Origin of the sequence: Bradyrhizobium sp. HKCCYLRH1030 (assembly GCF_051168395.1) — a bacterium.
Lineage (GTDB): Bacteria > Pseudomonadota > Alphaproteobacteria > Rhizobiales > Xanthobacteraceae > Bradyrhizobium.
This window is the reverse complement of sequence record NZ_JBNPUY010000008.1, coordinates 17,500-35,723: the sequence shown is the minus strand read 5'-3', so window position 1 is coordinate 35,723 and position 18,224 is coordinate 17,500. Positions and strand designations below refer to the sequence as shown.

Below are 18,224 nucleotides of genomic sequence, written 5' to 3'. Positions count from 1 at the left end.
GGGATCAACCCCGCCAGAACGGCTTGTCGATCTCGGCGGCGATATCGCTGCGGGACAGACCGAGGTCGTGCAGGTCGCGCTCCGACCATTGCGCCAGCTCGTGCCGCGTGCGGTAGCGGAAGCGCCAGGCGGCGAGCAGCTCCACGACGCCGGACCAGAACCCCGGGCCATGATGTTTCGTCATTGACGAGGAGACGTAGATGGACATGAAGGCCTCCTGAAAATTCCTTGAGGCTGCAATATCGAGCGCTTGCACTTCACCCACAAACGACATTTACTACCGTTTCGGATGAAATAACGTCATGAACCGGGGAGGCCGTGAATGGCCCGACTGCCGTCGCTGAATGGATTGCGGGCGTTCGAGGCTGCGGCGCGGCATCTGAGCTTCACCCGCGCGGCCTCCGAGCTGAACGTGACGCAGACCGCAATCAGCCATCAGATCAAGCGCTTGGAGGACGAGCTCGGGCTGCGCCTTTTCGTCCGCCAGAACCGTAGCCTGGCGCTGACGCCGCAGGCCCGCGACTATCTCCCGCTGGTGCGCGCCGCGTTCGACGATCTCCGGCTGGCAACGGAACGGCTGGTCCGCAAGGACAACGCCAAGGTGCTGACGGTCTCCACCATCGCCTCGCTGGCCGCCAAATGGCTGCTGCCGCGGCTGACGGCCTTTCAGGAGGCCCATCCCGGCATCGACGTGCGAATCACGACGTCGACCGGCCTGGTCGATTTTCGCAAGGACGACGTCGACGCCGCGATCCGCTATGGCCGTGGCCATTGGCCGGGCGTGCGGGCGGAGTGGCTGATGGCCGACGAGCTGTTTCCGGTGTGCAGTCCGGCGCTGCTGCAGGGCGACAAGCCACTACGCTGTCCGGAGGACCTCGCACATCACACGCTGCTGCAGGTCAGCGGCGGCTATGACGACGACTGGCGGCTATGGCTGACCGCGGCGGGTCTGCCGGTGGAGATGTCGAGGCAGGGTCGGCTGAGCTTCGACCTGTCGCTGATGACCGTTCAGGCCGCGATCGACGGGCTCGGCGTCGCGATCGGGCGTACGGCCTACGTCCAGGACGACATCGCCAAGGGCCGGCTGGTGGTGCCGTTCAAGATGACGCTGCCGAGCGATGCCGGGTTCTATCTGGTGACGCCGGAGGGCCGGACCGATCCGCCGAAGCTGAAGGCGTTCCGGCAATGGCTGAAGGGTGCAATGCAGCAGAAGTCGGCCGCCGCCAATTCTGTTCAGGCCTAGGGCGCCTTGAGCGCAAAGCTATTGGCCGCCAGGGCTTGGCGTGGCAGATTGTCGCACCTTTCCCCTCGGCCGGCGTAGAAATCCTCCGCACGAGCCTCTCGACGGTAGGAGTTTCCCCGCGTGTCCTCAACGTCAATCCCGCAGCCGGCTACGATCCATTCGCGCATCGGCGCGATCCTGCGCGCCACCAGCGGCAATTTCCTCGAGCAGTTCGACTTCTTCCTGTTCGGCTTCTACGCCCCGATCATCGCCAAGGCGTTCTTCCCATCGGAGAACGAGACTGCATCTCTGCTCAATGCCTATGGCGTGTTCTGGCTCGGCGCCCTGATGCGACCGGTCGGCGCCATCGTGCTCGGCGCCTATGTCGACAAGATCGGCCGGCGCCAGGGCCTGATCGTGACGCTCGGCATCATGGCGATCGGCACGATCGTCATCGCATTCTGCCCGACCTATGCGACGATCGGCATCGCGGCCCCGATCATCGTGCTGCTCGGCCGGCTGTTGCAGGGCTTCTCGGCCGGTGTCGAGCTCGGCGGCGTGTCGGTCTATCTGTCCGAGATCTCCACGCCCGGCAATCGCGGCCTCTACACCTCGTTCCAGTCGTCCAGCCAGCAGGTCGCGATCTTCGTCGCGTCGGTCATCGGCTACGTGCTCAACCAGGCCATGCCGGCGGACATGGTGGCCGCCTGGGGCTGGCGCATTCCCTTCTTCATCGGCTGCCTGATCATTCCGCTGATCTTCTTCCTGCGCCGCACGCTGGAGGAGACGCCGGCCTTCCTCGCGATGAAGAAGCACCCGACCGCGCGCGAAGTATTCGCCTCGGCGCTGGAGAACTGGCGCATCGTGATCCTCGGCATGATGATCGCGGTCCTGACCACGACGATGTTCTACTTCATCACCGTCTACGGTCCCGGTTTCGGCAAGGAACTGAAGCTGTCGGCGGCGGATTCACTGCTCGTCACTTTGCTGGTCGCCGTGACCAACTTCTTATGGAATCCGGTCGGCGGCGCGGTGTCGGATCGGATCGGACGCAAGCCGGTGCTGGTGACCATCGCGGCTCTGGCGTTGCTGACCGCCTATCCCGCCTTGCACTGGCTCGCGGCGGCGCCGAGCTTCGGCAAGCTGCTCGCGGTCGAAATGCTGTTCTCGTTCTATTTCGGCGTCTACAGCGGCACCATGCTGGGCTGCCTGGTCGAGATCGTGCCTGCGCATGTCCGCACCACCTGCTTCTCGATCGCCTTTGCGCTGGCGGCTGGGCTGTTCGGCACCGCGACGCCGGCGGTCTCGACCTGGCTCATCAACAAGACCGGCGACAAGGCCTCGCCCGGCTACTGGCTGATGTGCGCCGCCGTGCTCGGTATCATCGCAGCGATGACCGTCTATCGCGGCGGCCGCCAGGCCGTCGCGGCGCGCGAGCCGATCATTGCGTGATCGCTGCGAGGGGCAGCGCCTTCCTTGGCGCGCGCTTTCGGCGCATGATGGTGGGGAATGAACAGCAGCCGGCAGCGGCGGGTGTCGACGCTGCCGAAGGATGAACGCCATGCAGCACCTCATCGCTGTCGCCGAGAAGGTCGCGGCGCGGCTGATCGCCAAAAAGCAGACCATTGCCGTTGCGGAATCCTCCGCCGGCGGCCTGATCGCGGCGGCGCTGCTCGCGGTGCCCGGCGCATCCGCCTATTTCCTCGGCGGCGCCGTGGTCTATACGCGCGACGCCCGCCGCGTGCTGATGGACATTCCGGACGAGGCGATGAAGGGCATCCGCTCGGCGTCGGAGCCTTATGCGGAGCTGCTGGCGCGGCAGATCAGGACGCGCTTTGCGACTGATTGGGGAGTGTCGGAGACCGGTGCCGCGGGTCCTGCCGGCAATCGCTACGGCGACGCGGCGGGACATGCGTGCTTCGCGGTTGCGGGGCCCGCGACCGCAGTCGTCACTCTGGAGAGCGGCCACAGCGACCGTTTTGCCAACATGCAGCTGTTCGCGAAGAGCGCGCTGGAGCTGTTACTCAAGAAACTCGACGAATAAACCGCTGTCGTCCCGGGCAAGCCCGATGACGCGCAGCGTCGGCGGGCGCCGACCCAGGACCCATACTCCCCAGCAGAAATGGGGCGCGACGCGAGACGTCACGAGCATCTCGCGCCACGACTGCTCCCTGTGGTTATGGATCCCCGCGTTCGCGGGGATGACAGCGAGATTGGAGCGCTGCCCGCCGTCTCTGCAGGGACGGCAGCCGGGCCCCTCACTTCTCCCGGAACGCACGCATCAGCTGGTCGTGCAGCGGCTTCATCAGGTAGGAAATGACAGTGCGGTCGCCGGTCTGCACGAATGCCTCGACCGGCATGCCCGGAATCAGCTTGACGTCGCCGAGCCTTGCGATCTCCTCGGGCGGCATCGAGACGCGGATGGTGTAATAGCTCTGGCCGGTGCGCTGGTCGGTGGTGACGTCGGGCGAGACGCGGCTGACGACGCCGTTCAGCTCCGGCGTGGTGCGCTGGTTGAAGGCGGACAGCCGCAGCAACGTCTTCTGGCCGACCTGCAGCTTGTCGATGTCCTGCGGATTGACCTTGGCCTCGACCTGGAGATCGTCGCTCTGCGGCACGATCAGCATGATGGTGTCGCCGGCGGTGATGACGCCGCCGACGGTATGGACGCTCGACTGCAGCACCATGCCGTCCTGCGGCGCGCGGATGTCGACGCGGCGAAGCTGGTCCTCGGCGGTGACCTTGCGCTCGACGAACTCGCCGATCTTGTCGGTGGTCTCGCGCAGATCCTTGGACACCTCGCTGACCATGTCCTTGTCGACCTGGATGATCTGCAGCTCGGTCTCGCTGATCTTGCCCTTGGCCTGGGCACGCGCGGCGATGAATTGCGCGCGCTCGCCGTTGAGGCGGGCAGCGTCGCGCTCCAAGGTGGTCAGGCGCGACAGCTGCACCAGATGCTGCTCATAGAGCTGGCGCACGCCGTCGAGCTCCTTCTGGACCAGCGCGATCTCCTGGTCCTTGGCGCTGACCTGCGCGGAGAGTCCCTCGATCTCCTCGTTCAGCTGGGTGACGCGCTCGCGCAGCTGCGCCTTCTGACCAATGCGGCCGTTGACGCGGACCTCGAACAGCTTGGTCTCGCTCGCCGTCAGGCTCTTGACCTCGGGATCGCTCATGCGCTGCAGCAACTGCGGCGGAAACAGGATCTTGGCCCAGCCGCGCTGCTCGGCCTCCAGCCGGGCGGCGCGCGCCTGCAGCGCATCGAGATTCTTGGTGACGATGGCGAGACTTGCCTTGGTCACGGTGTCGTCGAGCCGCACCACGATGTCGCCGGACTTGACGACGTCGCCGTCGCGCGCCCGAAGCTCGCCGACCACGCCGCCGGTCGGATGCTGCACCTTCTTGACGTTGGATTCGACCACGATCTGGCCGGGCGCGATCAACGCGCCGGAAATCTGCTGCGTCGCGGCCCAGCCGCCAAGCCCGCCGGCGACCGCAACGACGACGCCCATGCCGATCAGCAGGTGGCGGCGGATCGACTCGCGCACGCTCTCCGTCTTGCGGCCGCCAGGAAGTGGACCGGCAACGACCTGACTGCTCATGGCTTTGCCACTCCGGCTTCCGAGACGATCTTGATCGGCGACGGCGCACGCGGCTGCAGCACCTGCGCCAGCACCGTCTCCTTCGGACCGAACGCCTGGGCGCGGCCGTCCTTCATGACCAGCACCTGGTCGACCGCCTCGATGCCGATCGGCCGGTGCGCGACGACGACCACGATCGCGCCGCGCGCCCGCGCTGAGCGCACCGCGCGTGACAGCGCCTCGTCGCCTTCGGTGTCGAGATTGGAGTTGGGCTCGTCGAGCACGATCAGGAACGGATTGCCATAGAGCGCGCGCGCCAGCGCCACGCGCTGCGCCTGGCCTGCCGACAGCGCGGCCCCCTGCTCGCCGATCTCTGTGTCATAGCCGTCGCGCATCTTGATGATCATGTCGTGCACGCCGGCTTCCTTGGCGGCGGCGATGATGCCGTCGGCGGAGGCCTGCGGATCGAAACGGCAGATGTTCTGCGCGACGGAGCCTGCGAACAATTCGACATCTTGCGGCAGATAGCCGATGTGACGGCCGAGCTCGTCCGTCGACCATTGGTCGAGCGCCGCACCATCGAGCCGGACATGGCCGCGCACCGGACGCCAGACACCGACCAGCGCCCGCACCAGCGACGACTTGCCCGACGCGCTCGGACCGATGATGCCGAGGCCGTTGCCGGCCGACAACGCGAAGCTCACGTCCTGCACGATCGCCTTCTGGTCCCCCGGCGCGACGATCGAGATGGCCTCGACCGAGAGCTTGCCGACCGGCGGCTGCAGCAGGGTCGGCGCCGGTCGCTGCGGCATCGTCTGCAACAGATGGCTGAGACGGCGCCAGCTCTGGCGCGCGGCAACGAAGCTCTTCCAATGTGCGATCGCGAGATCGACGGGCGCCAGCGCCCGCGCGCTCAGGATCGAGCCGGCGATGATGATGCCCGCGGTCGCCTCCTGATGGATCACGAGATAGGCGCCGACCGCGAGCACCGCGGACTGCAGCATCATGCGCAGCACCTTGGCGATGGCGCCGAGGCCGCCGGCGACGTCGCTGGCGCGCTGGTTGCCGGCGAGATATTTTTCGTTGGTCTCGCTCCAGCGCGACAGCATGCGCCCGGTCATGCCCATCGCGACCAGGACCTCGGCGTTGCGGCGACTTGAGGTGGCGAGATCGTTGCGGCGGGCGGCGAGCCCCATCGCCTCCTTGGCCGGCGTGCGGGTGAGGAATTCGGTGATCAGCGTCAGGGCGACGAGGATGATGGCGCCGGCCAGCGCGGTAACGCCGAGCATCACGTGAAAAGCGAAGCAGATCGCCAGATACAGCGGTAGCCACGGCAGATCGAAGAACGCGCCCGGCCCCTGGCTGCCGAGGAAGCTCCTGATGTTATCGAGGTCGCGCAGCGGCTGCAGGCCCTCGTTGCGGCCGCCGGCGGACAGCGGCAGCCGCACCACGGTGTCGAACACCCGCGCGTTCAGGCTCTCGTCCAGCGCGGTGCCGATCCGCCCGAGAATGCGGCTGCGGATCATGTCGAGCGCGCCCTGGGCGGCGTAAAGCCCCGCGGCGATGATGATCAGGCCGATCAGGGTCGGCACGGACCGGCTCGGCAGCACCCGGTCGTAGACCTCGAGCATGAAGATCGAGCCGGTGAGATACAGCAGGTTGATGATGCAGCTCATCACCCCAACGCCGATCAAGGCGCTGCGGCAACCGCGCAAGGCATCGCTGAGCTCGGATTGCCTCACGTGAGGTGCAGCCGCCATCACCACCATCTCTTCAATTGATCAAATGAGCTACGTGGCCGCCGACCAAAAGCACAAACTGGCGGCAAACAAGGCGAAATATACTGATTCCCGCGGTGAGCGTCCAACGATGCTCACTTTAGCGTAAATTAGCTATGTGCTGGGGTATGTCGCGTGGCGCGGTGCAAACGTTCAGCCACGCCGGATCGCAAGTCCTAGAGCCGCCCGCCGGTCCGCACCAGCCGCACCACCAGCAGGAGAATGATGGCGCCGAGCGCGGAATAGACGATTTCCGACACGAGGCCGGTGCCGATCCGGACGCCAAGCCGCGGGAAGATCAGGCTTGCGACCAAGGCGCCGAGCACGCCGATCACGATGTCGCCGACCAGCCCGAAGCCGGTGCCGCGGACGATCTTGCCGGCCAGCCAGCCTGCAACCAGGCCAACGAACAGAATGACCAGGATACCTTCGTTCGATACGTGCATGGCGTGTCCTCATCCAGCGCGGACGATCGGTCCCACGCGTGGCAGCACCTTAGCGAGGCCGTTGCGACGCTTCGACACGCGATGGACGGTTTCGGCCGGTGAGGAGCGCGTTTCGGGCGAACCGTTACGTTGCCGCCACACTTGCCGGCGCCTCGGCCAGGACGCAGCGCGCCAGCCGCTGTGGTCCGAGCGCAATGTTCGGCGGCATCGCCTCCGAGCAGCGCGGCTGCGCCAGGCCGCAGCGTGGTGCGAACGAGCAGCTCTGCGGCGCCCGGTCGAGCGAGGGTGGCGTGCCCGGAATGGTCTGCAGCCGCTCGCCGCGCCTGGCACCATGGATCGTCGAAGCCAGCAGGCCGCGCGCATAGGGGTGCACGGGTTGGCGCACGATTTCGCGCAAGCTGCCCTGCTCCACGATCTCTCCGGCATACATCACGGCGAGGCGGTCGCAGATCTCGATCGCGACGCCGATGTCGTGGGTGACGAAGATGACGGACATGCCGAACTCGCGCTGCAGTTCGCGCAGCAGCAGCAGGATCTGGATCTGGACGGTGGCGTCGAGTGCGGTGGTCGGCTCGTCGGCCAGCAGCACTTTCGGCCGGCACGCCAGCGCCAGCGCGATCATCGCGCGCTGGCGCATGCCGCCGGACATCTCGTGCGGATAGGACTCCAGGCGACGCTTGGCCGAGGGAATCCTGACGACGTCGAGCATCTCCAGCGCCCGCGCCTGCGCTTCCGCAAAACTCTTGCCCTCGTGCCGCATCACGGTCTCGGCGATCTGCCGGCCGATGGTGTAGACCGGATCGAGCGCAAGCCCCGGCTCCTGGAAGATCATCGACACGGAGCGGCCGCGAAACTGCGACAGCTCCTCGCCGTTCATCGCCAGCACGTCGCGGCCCAGCACCTTGACACTGCCGGAGATCTGCGTCCGCTTATTCGGCAACAGCCGCATCAGCGCCCGCATGGTCACGCTTTTGCCCGAGCCGGACTCGCCGAGCAGGCCGAGCACCTCGCCATCGCCGAGCGACAGGCTGACATCGTTCACCGCATGCACGGTGCGCTCGCCGGTGAAGCGGATGGTGAGATTGTCGATCTCGACGAGGTTGGTCATGGGGAGGCTATCTCACCTTGCCGTCAGGAATGCCGTGGCCAATTGCGAAGTGAGCTGCGCCCCTCCCCTGGAGGGGGAGGGTCGGCTCGCATGAAGCGCAGCGGAATGCGAGACGGGGTGGGGTGACAGCCCCTCCATGGACTCGCTTCCAAGGGGAGAGACCGTCACCCCACCCCGATTGCGCATGAGATGCGCAATCGACCCTCCCCCTCCAGGGGAGGGTGAGACCATCGAGCGGGATACACAGGTCTCCCTCATGGCAGCGTCGGCACCCTGGCGTGGAAATCAGTCGCGCGCTGGAAGGCGGCGCCGATGGTCAGAATCGTAGCCTCATCGAAGGAGCGGCCGATCAATTGCATGCCGACAGGAAGCCCCGTCGACGTGAAGCCGGTCGGGATCGCCAGCGACGGCAGGCCGAGATAGTTCACCGGGCGGGTGAAGCGGGTGATGCGCTGGATCACGGCTTCCGCGCCCGGCGCGCCGCCGACATCGCTCTCGGCGATCGAGGGCGTCACCAGCGGCGACACCGGCGCGATCACGGCATCGACGCCAGAGGTTGCCGCGACATGCGCCGCCAGCGCCGCACCGCGCCAACGCAGCGCTTCCAGATAGGCGACGCCGGAGACGGCCAGAGCGTTCTGCAGCCGCATCAGCACCTGCGGGCCATAGTCCTGCGGACGCTCGATCATCCAGCGCTTGTGGAAGGCGGCCGCCTCGACCGCTAGCACGAGCTGGCAGGCTGCGGTGAGCTGGCGCTGATCCGGCAGCTCGACCTGAACCACATCGGCGCCCTCGGTCTTCAGCACCGCGATCGTCGCATCGAGACAGCGCGCCACCTCAGGATCGAGGTCGTCGACATAGAACGCCTTGGGCACGCCGATCCTGAGACCCTTGATCGAGGCCTGGGTGGCGGCGACATAGTCCGGCACGGGCGCCGCGCTGGCGGTGGGATCCTCGGGATCGGGACCAGCCATCAGCCCAAGGATCAGCGCACAATCCTCCGCGGTCTGCGCCAGCGGCCCGACCGTGTCGAGCGACTGCGACAGCGGCATCGCACCGGCGCGGCTGACGCGGCCCCAGGTCACCTTCAGGCCGGTGACGCCGCAGAAATTCGCGGGCATGCGGATCGAGCCGCCGGTATCGGAGCCGAGTGCCGCGAAGGTCAGGCGCGCGCCGACCGCCGAGCCGGAGCCGGACGACGAGCCACCGGTGACGTAGCCGAGCTTCCAGGGATTGTGCACCGGACCGTAATGCGCGTTGTGTCCCGTCGGGCCATAGGCGAATTCGGCCATCTGCAGGGTGCCGAGCCGGATCGAACCGGCATCCTTCAGCCGCTGCAGCGCGGTCGAGGTCGTCGTTGCGACGAAGTCGCGCCGAATCAGCGAGCCGCAGGTCGAGATGTGGCCGGCCTCGTAATACATGTCCTTGTGCGCAAGCGGAACGCCGTGCAGCGGGCCCTTGGGGCCGTCCTTGGCGAGCGCTGCATCGGCTTCGGCGGCGGCCTTCAGCGCCGGCTCGGATTCGATCGCCATGAAGGCGTTCAGCTTCGGCTGCCACTGCGCGATGCGATGCAGGCAGGAGCGCGTCACCTCGACCGAAGAGAGCTTCCTGTCCGCAATCGCCTTCGCGACGTCGGTCAGGGTCATCAAGGCAGGTTCGGTGCTCATCGGCCCACCTTCAGCGTCTGCGCCAGGACGTAGCTCGCCGGCTCCAGGTCGAATGGGAGTGTACCGGCAACCGCGGCGAAGTTGTCGAAGGCCGGTCCGATCGAGTCGGCGATGCGGGTGGCAACCTCCTTGTCGACCGGCAGGCCGGAGGCCTCCGCGATGGCACTGACTTGCTGGGGCGTGGGTCTGGTCATTCCGCTTCTCACTGCTGGTGTCTGCCCGTCAGGCGGCCGGCGCCCGGCTGTGTCCCGAGCCTGGGATCGCCATGTGGCAGGCGGCCTGATGGCCCATTGTATCCAGCTCCGTCAATCTTGGCGCGACATTCGCGCATGGCGCCTCGGCAAATGGACAGCGGGTGTGGAAGCGGCAGCCGGCGGGCGGATCGATCGGGTTGGGTGGATCCCCAGACAGCGGCGGCTCCTCCGTGCGCCTGTCGGGATCGGAGGACGGCATCGCCGCCAGCAGCGCCCGTGTATAGGGATGCGCCGGCCTGGCCCAGACCTGCTCGACCGGACCGAGCTCGACGACCTCGCCGAGATACATCACCAGCACGCGGTCGGAAATGTAGTTGATGACGTTGAGGTCGTGGCTGATGAACAGATAGGTCAGGCCGAACTCGCGCTTCAGGTCCATCAGCAGGTTCAGCACCTGCGCCTCGACCGACTTGTCGAGCGCCGACACCGCCTCGTCGAGGATCACCAGTCGCGGCGACAAAGCGAGTGCACGGGCGATGTTGACGCGCTGGCGCTGGCCGCCGGAGATCTCGTGCGGATAACGGTTGGCGAAGGTCTCGGGCCTCAGGCCGACCTTGCCGAGCAGCTCGCGCGCCAGCGCACGCGCCGCAGTGTCGGTCATGCCGTGCACCTTCGGCCCGAATGCAATCGACTCCTCGATCGTCAGCCGCGGATTGAGCGAGGCATAGGAGTCCTGGAACACCATCTGCATGCCGCGCCTGAGCTCGCGCAACGACATCTCGTGGCCGACCTGCCGGCCGTCGAAGATGATCTCGCCGGCATCGCGGTCCATCAGATGCATCAGGAGCCGCGCCGTGGTGGACTTGCCGCAGCCGGACTCGCCGACGATGCCGACCGTCTCGCCCTTGCCGATGACGAACGAGACGTCGTCGACGGCGCGCACCGTCTTGCGCGCGCCGAACAGGCCGCCACGGACCGGGAAGTGTTTCGTCAGGCCATCGACCCGCAGCAGCGGCTGCGCCTTGCCGCCGAGGTCCTCGATCGGCTGCAGTCCGGTGACTTCCGATGCTTCATTCATGCCTCTCAGCTCCGGATGTCCATCGCGCTACGCAGGCCGTCGCTGAGCAGGTTGAAGCAGATGGAGACAGCGAAGATCATCACGCCCGGCAGCGCCGCCACCCAGGGATTGACGTAGATCGCCGTACGCAAGGTGTTCAGCATCAAGCCCCATTCCGGCTCCGGCGGCTTGGTGCCGAGACCAAGGAACGAAAGACCGGCCGCGAGGATCATCGACACCGAGATCAGCCCCGTCGCATAGACGAAGATCGGTCCGAGCACGTTGCCAAGCATGTGCGCGCGCATGATCGTGAACGCGTTCGCGCCCGAGGCGCGCGCGGCCTCGACGAAATCGCGATTGCGCACACCCGTGGTGACGCTCTCGGCGACGCGGGTGATCTGCGGCACGAACACGATGGTCAGCGACACGATGGAGTTGGTGATCCCGGCGCCGAGCGCGCCCGAGATCGCGATCGCCAGAAGCACCGAGGGGAAGGCGTAGAACACGTCGATGGTGCGCATGATCGCGGTGTTGACCCAGCCGCCGACATAGCCGGCGACGAGGCCGAGCATCGTGCCGATGCCGAAGGCGAGGATCACGGGCGAGATGCCGATCAGCAGCGACAGCCGGCCGCCATAGATCAGCCGCGCCAGCATGTCGCGTCCCAGCTCGTCGGTGCCGAGCGGATAGTTCGGCGTGCCGATGTGGCGCAGGCGCCGAATCATCGAGCCCTGATAGGGATCCGCGAGATGCAGATAGGGCGCGAGCAGCGCGGAGAGAAAGATCAGCAGCAGAATCGCGACGCAGACCATGCTGAGCTTGTCGCGGACGATCCGGCGACCGACGGTCGCCCAATAGCCGCGTGCGTTCGCGATCGGCGCGGCCTGCAGCGAGGCGTCGTTGAGGGCGCCGGGGGTACTGACGCTCATCGTTAGCCTCGCTTGATGCGCGGATCGATCGCGGCCTGCGCGATGTCGACCACGAGATTGAGGATGACGAAGAACATCGCCAGCACCAGGATCGTGCCCTGCAAGAGCGGCAGGTCGCGCTGGAAGATCGCCGAGTTCAACAGCAGACCCGAGCCGGGCCACGAGAACACAGTCTCGATCAGGATCGAGCCGCCCAGCATGTAGCCGAGCTGCAGGCCCATGACCGCCAGGGCGGTCGGCGCGGCATTCTTCAGCACGTGGCGGAACACCTGGGTTTCGCGCAGGCCCTTCGCGCGCAGCGCCTCGACGAAATCCTGGCTGAGGATGTCGCCGGTCAGCGCACGCACGGTGCGCGTGATGATGCCCATCGGAATCACCGAGGTGGTGATCGCGGGCAGGACCAGGAAGCGGATATGGGCCCAGTCCCACGACCATGCGCCCGAGCCGGACGGACCGGCGCCGACCGCAGGCAGCCAGTTCAGCTCGACCGAGAAGATGATGACGAGCACCATGCCGAGCCAGTAGTGCGGCAGCGATACGCCGGCGATCGCAATGGACGTCGCCACCTTGTCGATCCAGCTGTCGCGGAAATAGCCGGCGACGAGGCCGAAGAACAGGCCGAGCGAGAAACCGATGATGGCGGCGGCGATCGCCAGCGTCACGGTGTTGGACACGGCGCGCAGCACCTCGGCGAGCACGGGACGGCCGGTGGCGATCGAGCTGCCGAGATCGCCATTGACGGCGCGCCACAACCACAGCCCGAACTGCACCGGCAGCGGCTTGTCGAAGCCATAGGCCACGCGCAGCTGCTGTGCCAGCTCCTGCGACGCGTCGGCCGGCAGCACCGCAACGAGCGGATCACCCGGCGTGATGTGAACGAGCATGAAGCAGACGAGCGCGACGCCGATGATGATCGGGATCGCATAGACCATCCGCCTGGCAGCATAAGAGAGCACGAGTCACCTTCATAAGCCTCTCCTCATCGGCGGAGAGTCGCGAGATACAAGCGGCACCAAGAAAGCTCCCCTCCCCCTTGCGGGGAGGGGTGGGGGGTGGGGGTCCACACAAAAACTGCCGCCGGAGTACCCCCCTCCCCACCCCTCCCCCACAAGGGGGGAGGGAGCGCAGCGGGGCAAGCGGCGAGATCAGCCTGCGAACGTGGACAAATACTCCACCACGCGAACGGCTACTCCACCGAGATCGGCGAGAAGTCGATGAACCAGCTCTTCGGCTGCACCACGCCCTTCACCTTCGGGCTCATCGCGCGCGGGCCGACGTCGTGCGCCACGTAGAGGAACGCCGCGTCATCGACCGACGCCGCATGCAGCTCCGCCAGCGCCTTGTCGCGCTCGGCCGGATCGAAAGTCTGGCGCGCCTTCTTCACCAGCTCATCGAACTTCGGGTTGTTGATGAAACCCCAGTTGTTGGAGACCGGCGGCGCCATCGAGGACTGCAGGAAGCGCACCAGCGCAAAGAAGGGGTCCATCGCCGCGTAGGTGACGTTGGTGGCGTTGGCGCCGTTGGCGGACGGATCCTTGGCGCCGCGACGCCAGTTGGTGAACAGCGTGTTCCACTCGATGACGTCGAGCTTGACGTCGAAATAGCACTCGGCCAGTGCCTGCTGCAGATATTCGTTCATCGGCAGCGGCTGCATCTGGCCCGAGCCCGACGCCGACGTCTGCGTCTTGACCTCGAGCTTCTTGTTCGGGCCGTAGCCGGCCTCCTGCATCAGCTTCTGCGCGGCCGCCTTGTCGTACTTGATCTCGAAGGTGACGTTGCCGCGCCAGGGATGGCCCTTCTCGAAGGTTCCGGTCGCCGGCACCATCAGTCCGGCAAGCAGGCCGTCGCGCAGGCCCTCGCGATCGATGCAGAGGTTGGCAGCCTTGCGAACGCGGATGTCGTTCCACGGCGAGCCTTCGACGCGCGAGAACTGCCAGGGCCAGACATGCGGCTGCTCGTTGGCGTAGAGCTTGAAGCCGCGCTGCTTGATCTCCGGCAGCGCATCCGGCGCCGGCGCCTCGACCCAGTCGACCTGTCCGGACAGCAGCGCCGCGGTGCGCGCGTTCGCCTCGGGCATCGGCAGCAGGATCATCTTGTCGGCCTTGGGCACACGCGCCTTGTCCCAATAGGCATCGTTCTTGACCAGCTCCAGCCGCTCGCGCGGCGTGAACTTCGCCATCTTCCACGGACCGGTGCCCGAGGCATCCTTGGCGAAGGCGGCCCAGGCGGCTTGCGACTTCGCCTTGTCGTCGGCGCCGGTCGCGGACTCATAGAGTTTCTGCCACTTCGTCGGGCTCGCCATGAACAGATTGGTGAGGTTGATCGGCAGGAAGCTGTCCGGCTCCTTCGTCGTCAGTTCGACGGTGAGATCGTCGATCTTGCGCGCCGATGCCAGCGTCGGCATGCGCGAGGCGGTGACGCCGACCTGGCTCGGATCGAACTGCGGCGCGTCCTGCTTCAGCACCTTCTCGACGTTCCACACCACGGCGTCGGCATTGAACGGCGCGCCGTCATGGAAGGTGACGCCGGGACGCAGCTTGAACGTCCACTTGGTCTTGTCGGCATCGTCGACCTTCCACTCGGTGGCGAGGCCGGGAATGACGACGCTCGGCTTGTCCGCCGACGACAGGTCCCACATCGTCAGCGCGTCGTACATCGTGAGGCCGGTGAAGCGGTTGCCCTCGAAGCCCTGATCGGGCTGGCCGAGCGTGCGCGGAATGTCTGCGGCAGTCATGCCGATGCGCAATACGGTTTCCGCGCCCGCCTGCGCCGGCAGCACGAGGATGGCAGCGCTGGTCATCATGGCGGCCGCAACGGCCACGCGCGTCGTCATTGAGGTCGCAATACGCAAAAGCACGATCAAGGTCTCCGATCCGCTGGCTAAATTCTGGGCAGCATTATGCAACGCCTATGCCAGCGGTGCTCCCGATCTCGTGCCTGCGACGCGAGGTCACAACCGTTTGTGCTCGAACGATCCGGTCAGAGGCTTGGCACCCCGATTGCAGGTCTTGCGCGTCGAATTTGATCCGGTTTCAACGGAGCTTCATCTTCATGCGTATCCGATTCTCATTACTCGCCACTGCGCTCGCGCTCAGTCTTTCCGCGGTCGCGGCGCGGGCCGAAACGGTTCTGCGCTACGGCATCTCGATGGCGGACATTCCGCTGACGACGGGCCAGCCCGATCGCGGCGCCGGCGCCTATCAGTTTACCGGCTACACGATCTATGATCCGCTGGTGGCCTGGGACATGAGCATCGCCGACAGACCGGGCAAGCTCATTCCCGGCCTCGCCACCGAATGGAAGATCGACGAGGCCGACAAGACCAAATGGCGCTTCACCCTGCGCAAGGGGGTCAAGTTCCACGATGGCAGCGACTTCAATGCCGATGCGGTGATCTGGAATCTGGACAAGGTGCTCAACGATAAGGCACCGCAGTTCGACAAGCGGCAGAGCGCGCAGGTCAAAACACGCCTTCCCTCAGTCGCGAGCTACGCCAAGATCGACGACTCCACGATCGAGATCACCACCAAGACGGTCGACTCCTTCTTCCCCTATCAGATGCTGTGGTTCCTGATTTCGAGCCCGGCGCAGTACGAGAAGCTCGGCAAGGATTGGGACAAGTTCGCCAGTCAGCCCTCCGGCACGGGACCATTCAAGCTGACCAGACTGGTGCCGCGCGAGCTCGCGGAGCTCACCAAGAATTCCGAATATTGGAACAAGGACCGGCTGCCGAAGACGGACAAGCTCGTGCTCGTGCCGATGCCGGAAGCGCTGACCCGCACCAACGCGCTGCTCGCCGGCCAGGTCGATCTGATCGAGACGCCGGCGCCGGACGCCGTGCCGCAGCTCAAGGCGGCCGGCATGAAGCTCGTCGACAACGTCACACCGCATGTCTGGAACTATCATCTCAGCGTGCTGCCGGGCTCGCCCTGGACCGACATCCGCCTGCGCAAGGCGCTCAATCTCGCGATCAATCGCGACGAAGTGGTCGGGCTGATGAACGGCCTCGCCAAGCCCGCCAAGGGCCAGGTCGACCCGTCGAGCCCGTGGTTCGGCAAGCCGAGCTTCGAGCTGAAATACGATCTCGCCACCGCCAAGAAGCTGGTCGAGGAAGCCGGCTATTCGCCAGCCAAGCCGCTGAAGACGACCTTCATCATCGCGCAGGGCGGCACCGGCCAGATGCTGTCGCTGCCGATGAACGAATATCTGCAGCAGAGCTTCAAGGAGATCGGCATCGACATCGACTTCAAGGTCGTCGAGTTGGAGACGCTGTACACGCATTGGCGCAAGGGCGCCGCCGACGAGATGAACGCCGGCATCACCGCCAACAACATCGCCTATGTCACATCGGACCCGCTCTACGCGATCGTCCGCTTCTTCGCCTCCGACCAGATCGCGCCCGTTGGCGTCAACTGGGGCGGCTACAAGAATCCCAAGGTCGATGCGCTGATTGCTGAAGCCAAGCAGACGTTCGATCCGGCCAAGCAGGACGAGTTGATCGCGCAGGCGCATGCGGCTGTGGTCGACGATGCGGTGCTGGTCTGGGTCGTGCACGACACCAACCCGCACGCGCTATCGCCGAAGGTCAAGAAGTTCGTGCAGGCGCAACACTGGTTCCAGGACCTGACGACGATCGGGGCGGAATAACTGACCGGGCCGGCTGCCGTCGCGCTCGCAAAGAAAGAAGCCCGGCGTTTTGCCGGGCTTCCTCCTCAGCACGATAGCCAGTATTTCATTTCCCGAAGGCGCCCGAGTCAAACTTGTAGGAGGCCTGGAGAAAGCCGCCGTACCGCTCGTAGCTGAAGGTCGTGGGCGACCCCGGGACTCCAGGAAATTGGGTGGTCCCACTGGTCGTCCGGGCGTACCAATAGCGGCCACCGACGCCGACGCTGAAATTTCTCGTCACGTCGTATGACACAATGCCCTCGAGCTGGTAGCCCCAGCCATTTCCAGATTGCGGAAGCGGATTGATGTCGGGCCGCAGCCAGTGATTGTCGAATCCGCTCAGCCGGACATAGGGCAGAACGGCGCCATCGAGGGTGACGTTCCAGTTCTGGCCGAGCTTGAAGACGCCGTTCAACCCCACGCGGAGCGAATCCCAGTTCTCGGTCTTGCTGAGCACCAGCACGCCCCCCGCAACAGGATCGAGACCACAGATAAACGGATTGGTCGCGACCTGGGTACATCCGTATGCGTTCACGGTTTCGTAGAAATGATTGTAGCCGACGAAGCCGCCGACCTTGAACGCCGGCCCCCTCCAGAAATTGTAGCCGGCGTCGATCGTGCCGTACCAAAGCCTGCCGCTGTTCACGCTGCTGTCCGTATTCGAGTACGGAATGACGGCCGGCGGGAAGTCTTCGTCGTTGAGCCTGCCGCTGAAGATGTTGCCACCGCCCGCAAAGCCCTTGGCGAAGAAACCCAAACTGTGATCGGCCCTGGCGAACCCCTCGCCGGCATGGCTGTTGAGATTCTTGTAGGTCAGCAGAGAATTGGTTTGGCCAGCGACGAAAGGATCGCCCAACGTGTAGCGGGTGCGGCCCGAACTGTAGAAATAGCGGGCGCCGACCTCGAACTCCCACAACGAGACCGGCGGAGGCGGCGCCTTGACCGGGAGATCCGCGGCCGACACCGCGCCGGCCCCGAGCACACAAGCCACAGCAGCAATGAGGTTGCCCGCAACTGGTAGAGTGAAACGCTTGATCGCACCCCGTGCCGGCCTGCCCTGCGTCAAACCGGCCGCACTCCCGTCCTCAGAAGACTGCATCGATGCCCCCCATCTGCAGCACTTTCTATCTTGAGTAGAAACATGCTACAAGCACGCGCAGTTTCGTGCAATCGACGTCACATGACACAAGTTGCTTCTTATCCCGCTGTTGCAACCTCGCAACAAACGCGATGCGCTCGACGCCTGCTCGATTGCGCTATCCTTGTACCCGTCCCGCAGACTGGAGCGCGCTATCGTTCGGTCAAGCTCGTCATCATGTCGCTCGCATTCATCGGCAAGCTCGCGGCGGTGGACGCCCAGACATCATCCAATGGGCCTGGAACCCCCTTCATCCCATCGTCATCGAAGCACGATGCGGGCAAGCTGCCGCGTGCCAAGCGAAGCCTCCCGCCACGGCACTCCACCCGCCCCGTCCCCGGCACGGAAGAGCGCAGCAAGCGTTGCCCGCCCTATTCGGCTTATGTGGTCTGCAAATGATGAGCATACTCATCGCGCGGGCACCGGACCTGGCCAACGAGGC

Annotated in this window: 16 protein-coding genes; 4 read left to right on the top strand and 12 right to left on the bottom strand. The window is 65.6% G+C overall.

Annotation, left to right across the window (positions count from 1 at the left end; all coding sequences use genetic code 11):
- Positions 1-4: 4 nt before the first annotated feature.
- Positions 5-208, bottom strand: coding sequence for a DUF1127 domain-containing protein (locus ACQR1E_RS22860; protein WP_315713722.1), 204 nt, complete (start codon positions 206-208; stop codon positions 5-7).
- A gap of 114 nt (positions 209-322) precedes the next feature.
- Between ACQR1E_RS22860 and ACQR1E_RS22855 the strand changes: the two genes are divergently transcribed.
- The 3 genes from ACQR1E_RS22855 (at position 323) to ACQR1E_RS22845 (ending at position 3,266) form a co-directional block, all read left to right on the top strand.
- Complete coding sequence (locus tag ACQR1E_RS22855) at positions 323-1,243, top strand: transcriptional regulator GcvA (RefSeq protein WP_315713721.1); 921 nt, start codon at positions 323-325, stop codon at positions 1,241-1,243.
- Positions 1,244-1,363: 120 nt separating this feature from the next.
- The gene (locus ACQR1E_RS22850; protein ID WP_315713720.1) at positions 1,364-2,674 is read left to right on the top strand and encodes an MFS transporter; all 1,311 of its coding nucleotides are present in this window, start codon (positions 1,364-1,366) and stop codon (positions 2,672-2,674) included.
- Positions 2,675-2,783: 109 nt separating this feature from the next.
- Positions 2,784-3,266, top strand: coding sequence for a CinA family protein (locus ACQR1E_RS22845; protein WP_315713719.1), 483 nt, complete (start codon positions 2,784-2,786; stop codon positions 3,264-3,266).
- Between the two features lie 214 nt (positions 3,267-3,480).
- On the opposite strand, the gene ACQR1E_RS22840 is transcribed toward ACQR1E_RS22845, so the two are convergent.
- The 10 genes from ACQR1E_RS22840 to ACQR1E_RS22795 all read right to left on the bottom strand — a co-directional run bounded on the left by ACQR1E_RS22840 (position 3,481) and on the right by ACQR1E_RS22795 (position 14,812).
- Positions 3,481-4,821 carry an HlyD family type I secretion periplasmic adaptor subunit gene (locus ACQR1E_RS22840; RefSeq protein WP_315713718.1) on the bottom strand — a complete coding sequence of 447 codons (1,341 nt, stop codon included), beginning with the start codon at positions 4,819-4,821 and terminating at the stop codon, positions 3,481-3,483.
- Complete coding sequence (locus ACQR1E_RS22835; RefSeq protein WP_315713717.1) at positions 4,818-6,560, bottom strand: type I secretion system permease/ATPase; 1,743 nt, start codon at positions 6,558-6,560, stop codon at positions 4,818-4,820. The genes ACQR1E_RS22840 and ACQR1E_RS22835 overlap by 4 nt, the downstream gene beginning before the upstream one ends.
- A 194-nt stretch (positions 6,561-6,754) precedes the next feature.
- Complete coding sequence (locus tag ACQR1E_RS22830; RefSeq protein ID WP_315713716.1) at positions 6,755-7,024, bottom strand: GlsB/YeaQ/YmgE family stress response membrane protein; 270 nt, start codon at positions 7,022-7,024, stop codon at positions 6,755-6,757.
- 124 nt (positions 7,025-7,148) lie between these two features.
- Positions 7,149-8,132 carry an ABC transporter ATP-binding protein gene (locus ACQR1E_RS22825; protein ID WP_315713715.1) on the bottom strand — a complete coding sequence of 328 codons (984 nt, stop codon included), beginning with the start codon at positions 8,130-8,132 and terminating at the stop codon, positions 7,149-7,151.
- A 254-nt stretch (positions 8,133-8,386) separates the two neighbouring features.
- Positions 8,387-9,799, bottom strand: a complete 1,413-nt coding sequence (locus ACQR1E_RS22820; RefSeq protein WP_315713714.1) for an amidase — start codon at positions 9,797-9,799, stop codon at positions 8,387-8,389.
- Positions 9,796-9,993 (bottom strand): hypothetical protein, encoded by a 198-nt coding sequence (locus ACQR1E_RS22815; protein ID WP_009026147.1) that lies wholly within the window; start codon positions 9,991-9,993, stop codon positions 9,796-9,798. Before ACQR1E_RS22815 ends, ACQR1E_RS22820 begins: the two co-directional genes overlap by 4 nt.
- 28 nt (positions 9,994-10,021) lie before the next feature.
- On the bottom strand, positions 10,022-11,071 hold the full coding sequence (locus tag ACQR1E_RS22810) for an ABC transporter ATP-binding protein (RefSeq protein WP_315713713.1): 1,050 nt from the start codon (positions 11,069-11,071) through the stop codon (positions 10,022-10,024).
- Positions 11,072-11,076: 5 nt separating this feature from the next.
- Positions 11,077-11,979 (bottom strand): ABC transporter permease, encoded by a 903-nt coding sequence (locus ACQR1E_RS22805; protein ID WP_315713712.1) that lies wholly within the window; start codon positions 11,977-11,979, stop codon positions 11,077-11,079.
- 2 nt (positions 11,980-11,981) lie between these two features.
- Positions 11,982-12,935 (bottom strand): ABC transporter permease, encoded by a 954-nt coding sequence (locus ACQR1E_RS22800; protein ID WP_315713711.1) that lies wholly within the window; start codon positions 12,933-12,935, stop codon positions 11,982-11,984.
- Between the two features lie 230 nt (positions 12,936-13,165).
- Positions 13,166-14,812 carry an ABC transporter substrate-binding protein gene (locus tag ACQR1E_RS22795; protein WP_409977920.1) on the bottom strand — a complete coding sequence of 549 codons (1,647 nt, stop codon included), beginning with the start codon at positions 14,810-14,812 and terminating at the stop codon, positions 13,166-13,168.
- 218 nt (positions 14,813-15,030) lie between these two features.
- On the opposite strand from ACQR1E_RS22795, the gene ACQR1E_RS22790 reads away from it, so the two are divergent.
- Positions 15,031-16,626, top strand: coding sequence for an ABC transporter substrate-binding protein (locus ACQR1E_RS22790; protein WP_315713710.1), 1,596 nt, complete (start codon positions 15,031-15,033; stop codon positions 16,624-16,626).
- 85 nt (positions 16,627-16,711) lie between these two features.
- Here ACQR1E_RS22790 and ACQR1E_RS22785 read toward each other — a convergent pair whose 3' ends face one another.
- Positions 16,712-17,743: a hypothetical protein gene (locus ACQR1E_RS22785; RefSeq protein WP_315713709.1), complete on the bottom strand. Its 1,032-nt coding sequence runs from the start codon at positions 17,741-17,743 to the stop codon at positions 16,712-16,714.
- Positions 17,744-18,224: the final 481 nt, after the last annotated feature.

What these genes read in the sequence shown, in the direction of transcription:
- ACQR1E_RS22820 (WP_315713714.1), bottom strand. Translation starts at nt 9,799, where the DNA reads ATGAGCACCGAACCTGCCTTGATGACCCTGACCGACGTCGCGAAGGCG.
- ACQR1E_RS22845 (WP_315713719.1), top strand. Translation starts at nt 2,784, where the DNA reads ATGCAGCACCTCATCGCTGTCGCCGAGAAGGTCGCGGCGCGGCTGATC.
- ACQR1E_RS22825 (WP_315713715.1), bottom strand. Translation starts at nt 8,132, where the DNA reads ATGACCAACCTCGTCGAGATCGACAATCTCACCATCCGCTTCACCGGC.
- ACQR1E_RS22840 (WP_315713718.1), bottom strand. Translation starts at nt 4,821, where the DNA reads ATGAGCAGTCAGGTCGTTGCCGGTCCACTTCCTGGCGGCCGCAAGACG.
- ACQR1E_RS22860 (WP_315713722.1), bottom strand. Translation starts at nt 208, where the DNA reads ATGTCCATCTACGTCTCCTCGTCAATGACGAAACATCATGGCCCGGGG.
- ACQR1E_RS22790 (WP_315713710.1), top strand. Translation starts at nt 15,031, where the DNA reads ATGCGTATCCGATTCTCATTACTCGCCACTGCGCTCGCGCTCAGTCTT.
- ACQR1E_RS22835 (WP_315713717.1), bottom strand. Translation starts at nt 6,560, where the DNA reads ATGGCGGCTGCACCTCACGTGAGGCAATCCGAGCTCAGCGATGCCTTG.
- ACQR1E_RS22805 (WP_315713712.1), bottom strand. Translation starts at nt 11,979, where the DNA reads ATGAGCGTCAGTACCCCCGGCGCCCTCAACGACGCCTCGCTGCAGGCC.
- ACQR1E_RS22830 (WP_315713716.1), bottom strand. Translation starts at nt 7,024, where the DNA reads ATGCACGTATCGAACGAAGGTATCCTGGTCATTCTGTTCGTTGGCCTG.
- ACQR1E_RS22795 (WP_409977920.1), bottom strand. Translation starts at nt 14,812, where the DNA reads ATGACGACGCGCGTGGCCGTTGCGGCCGCCATGATGACCAGCGCTGCC.
- ACQR1E_RS22855 (WP_315713721.1), top strand. Translation starts at nt 323, where the DNA reads ATGGCCCGACTGCCGTCGCTGAATGGATTGCGGGCGTTCGAGGCTGCG.
- ACQR1E_RS22815 (WP_009026147.1), bottom strand. Translation starts at nt 9,993, where the DNA reads ATGACCAGACCCACGCCCCAGCAAGTCAGTGCCATCGCGGAGGCCTCC.
- ACQR1E_RS22785 (WP_315713709.1), bottom strand. Translation starts at nt 17,743, where the DNA reads ATGCAGTCTTCTGAGGACGGGAGTGCGGCCGGTTTGACGCAGGGCAGG.
- ACQR1E_RS22810 (WP_315713713.1), bottom strand. Translation starts at nt 11,071, where the DNA reads ATGAATGAAGCATCGGAAGTCACCGGACTGCAGCCGATCGAGGACCTC.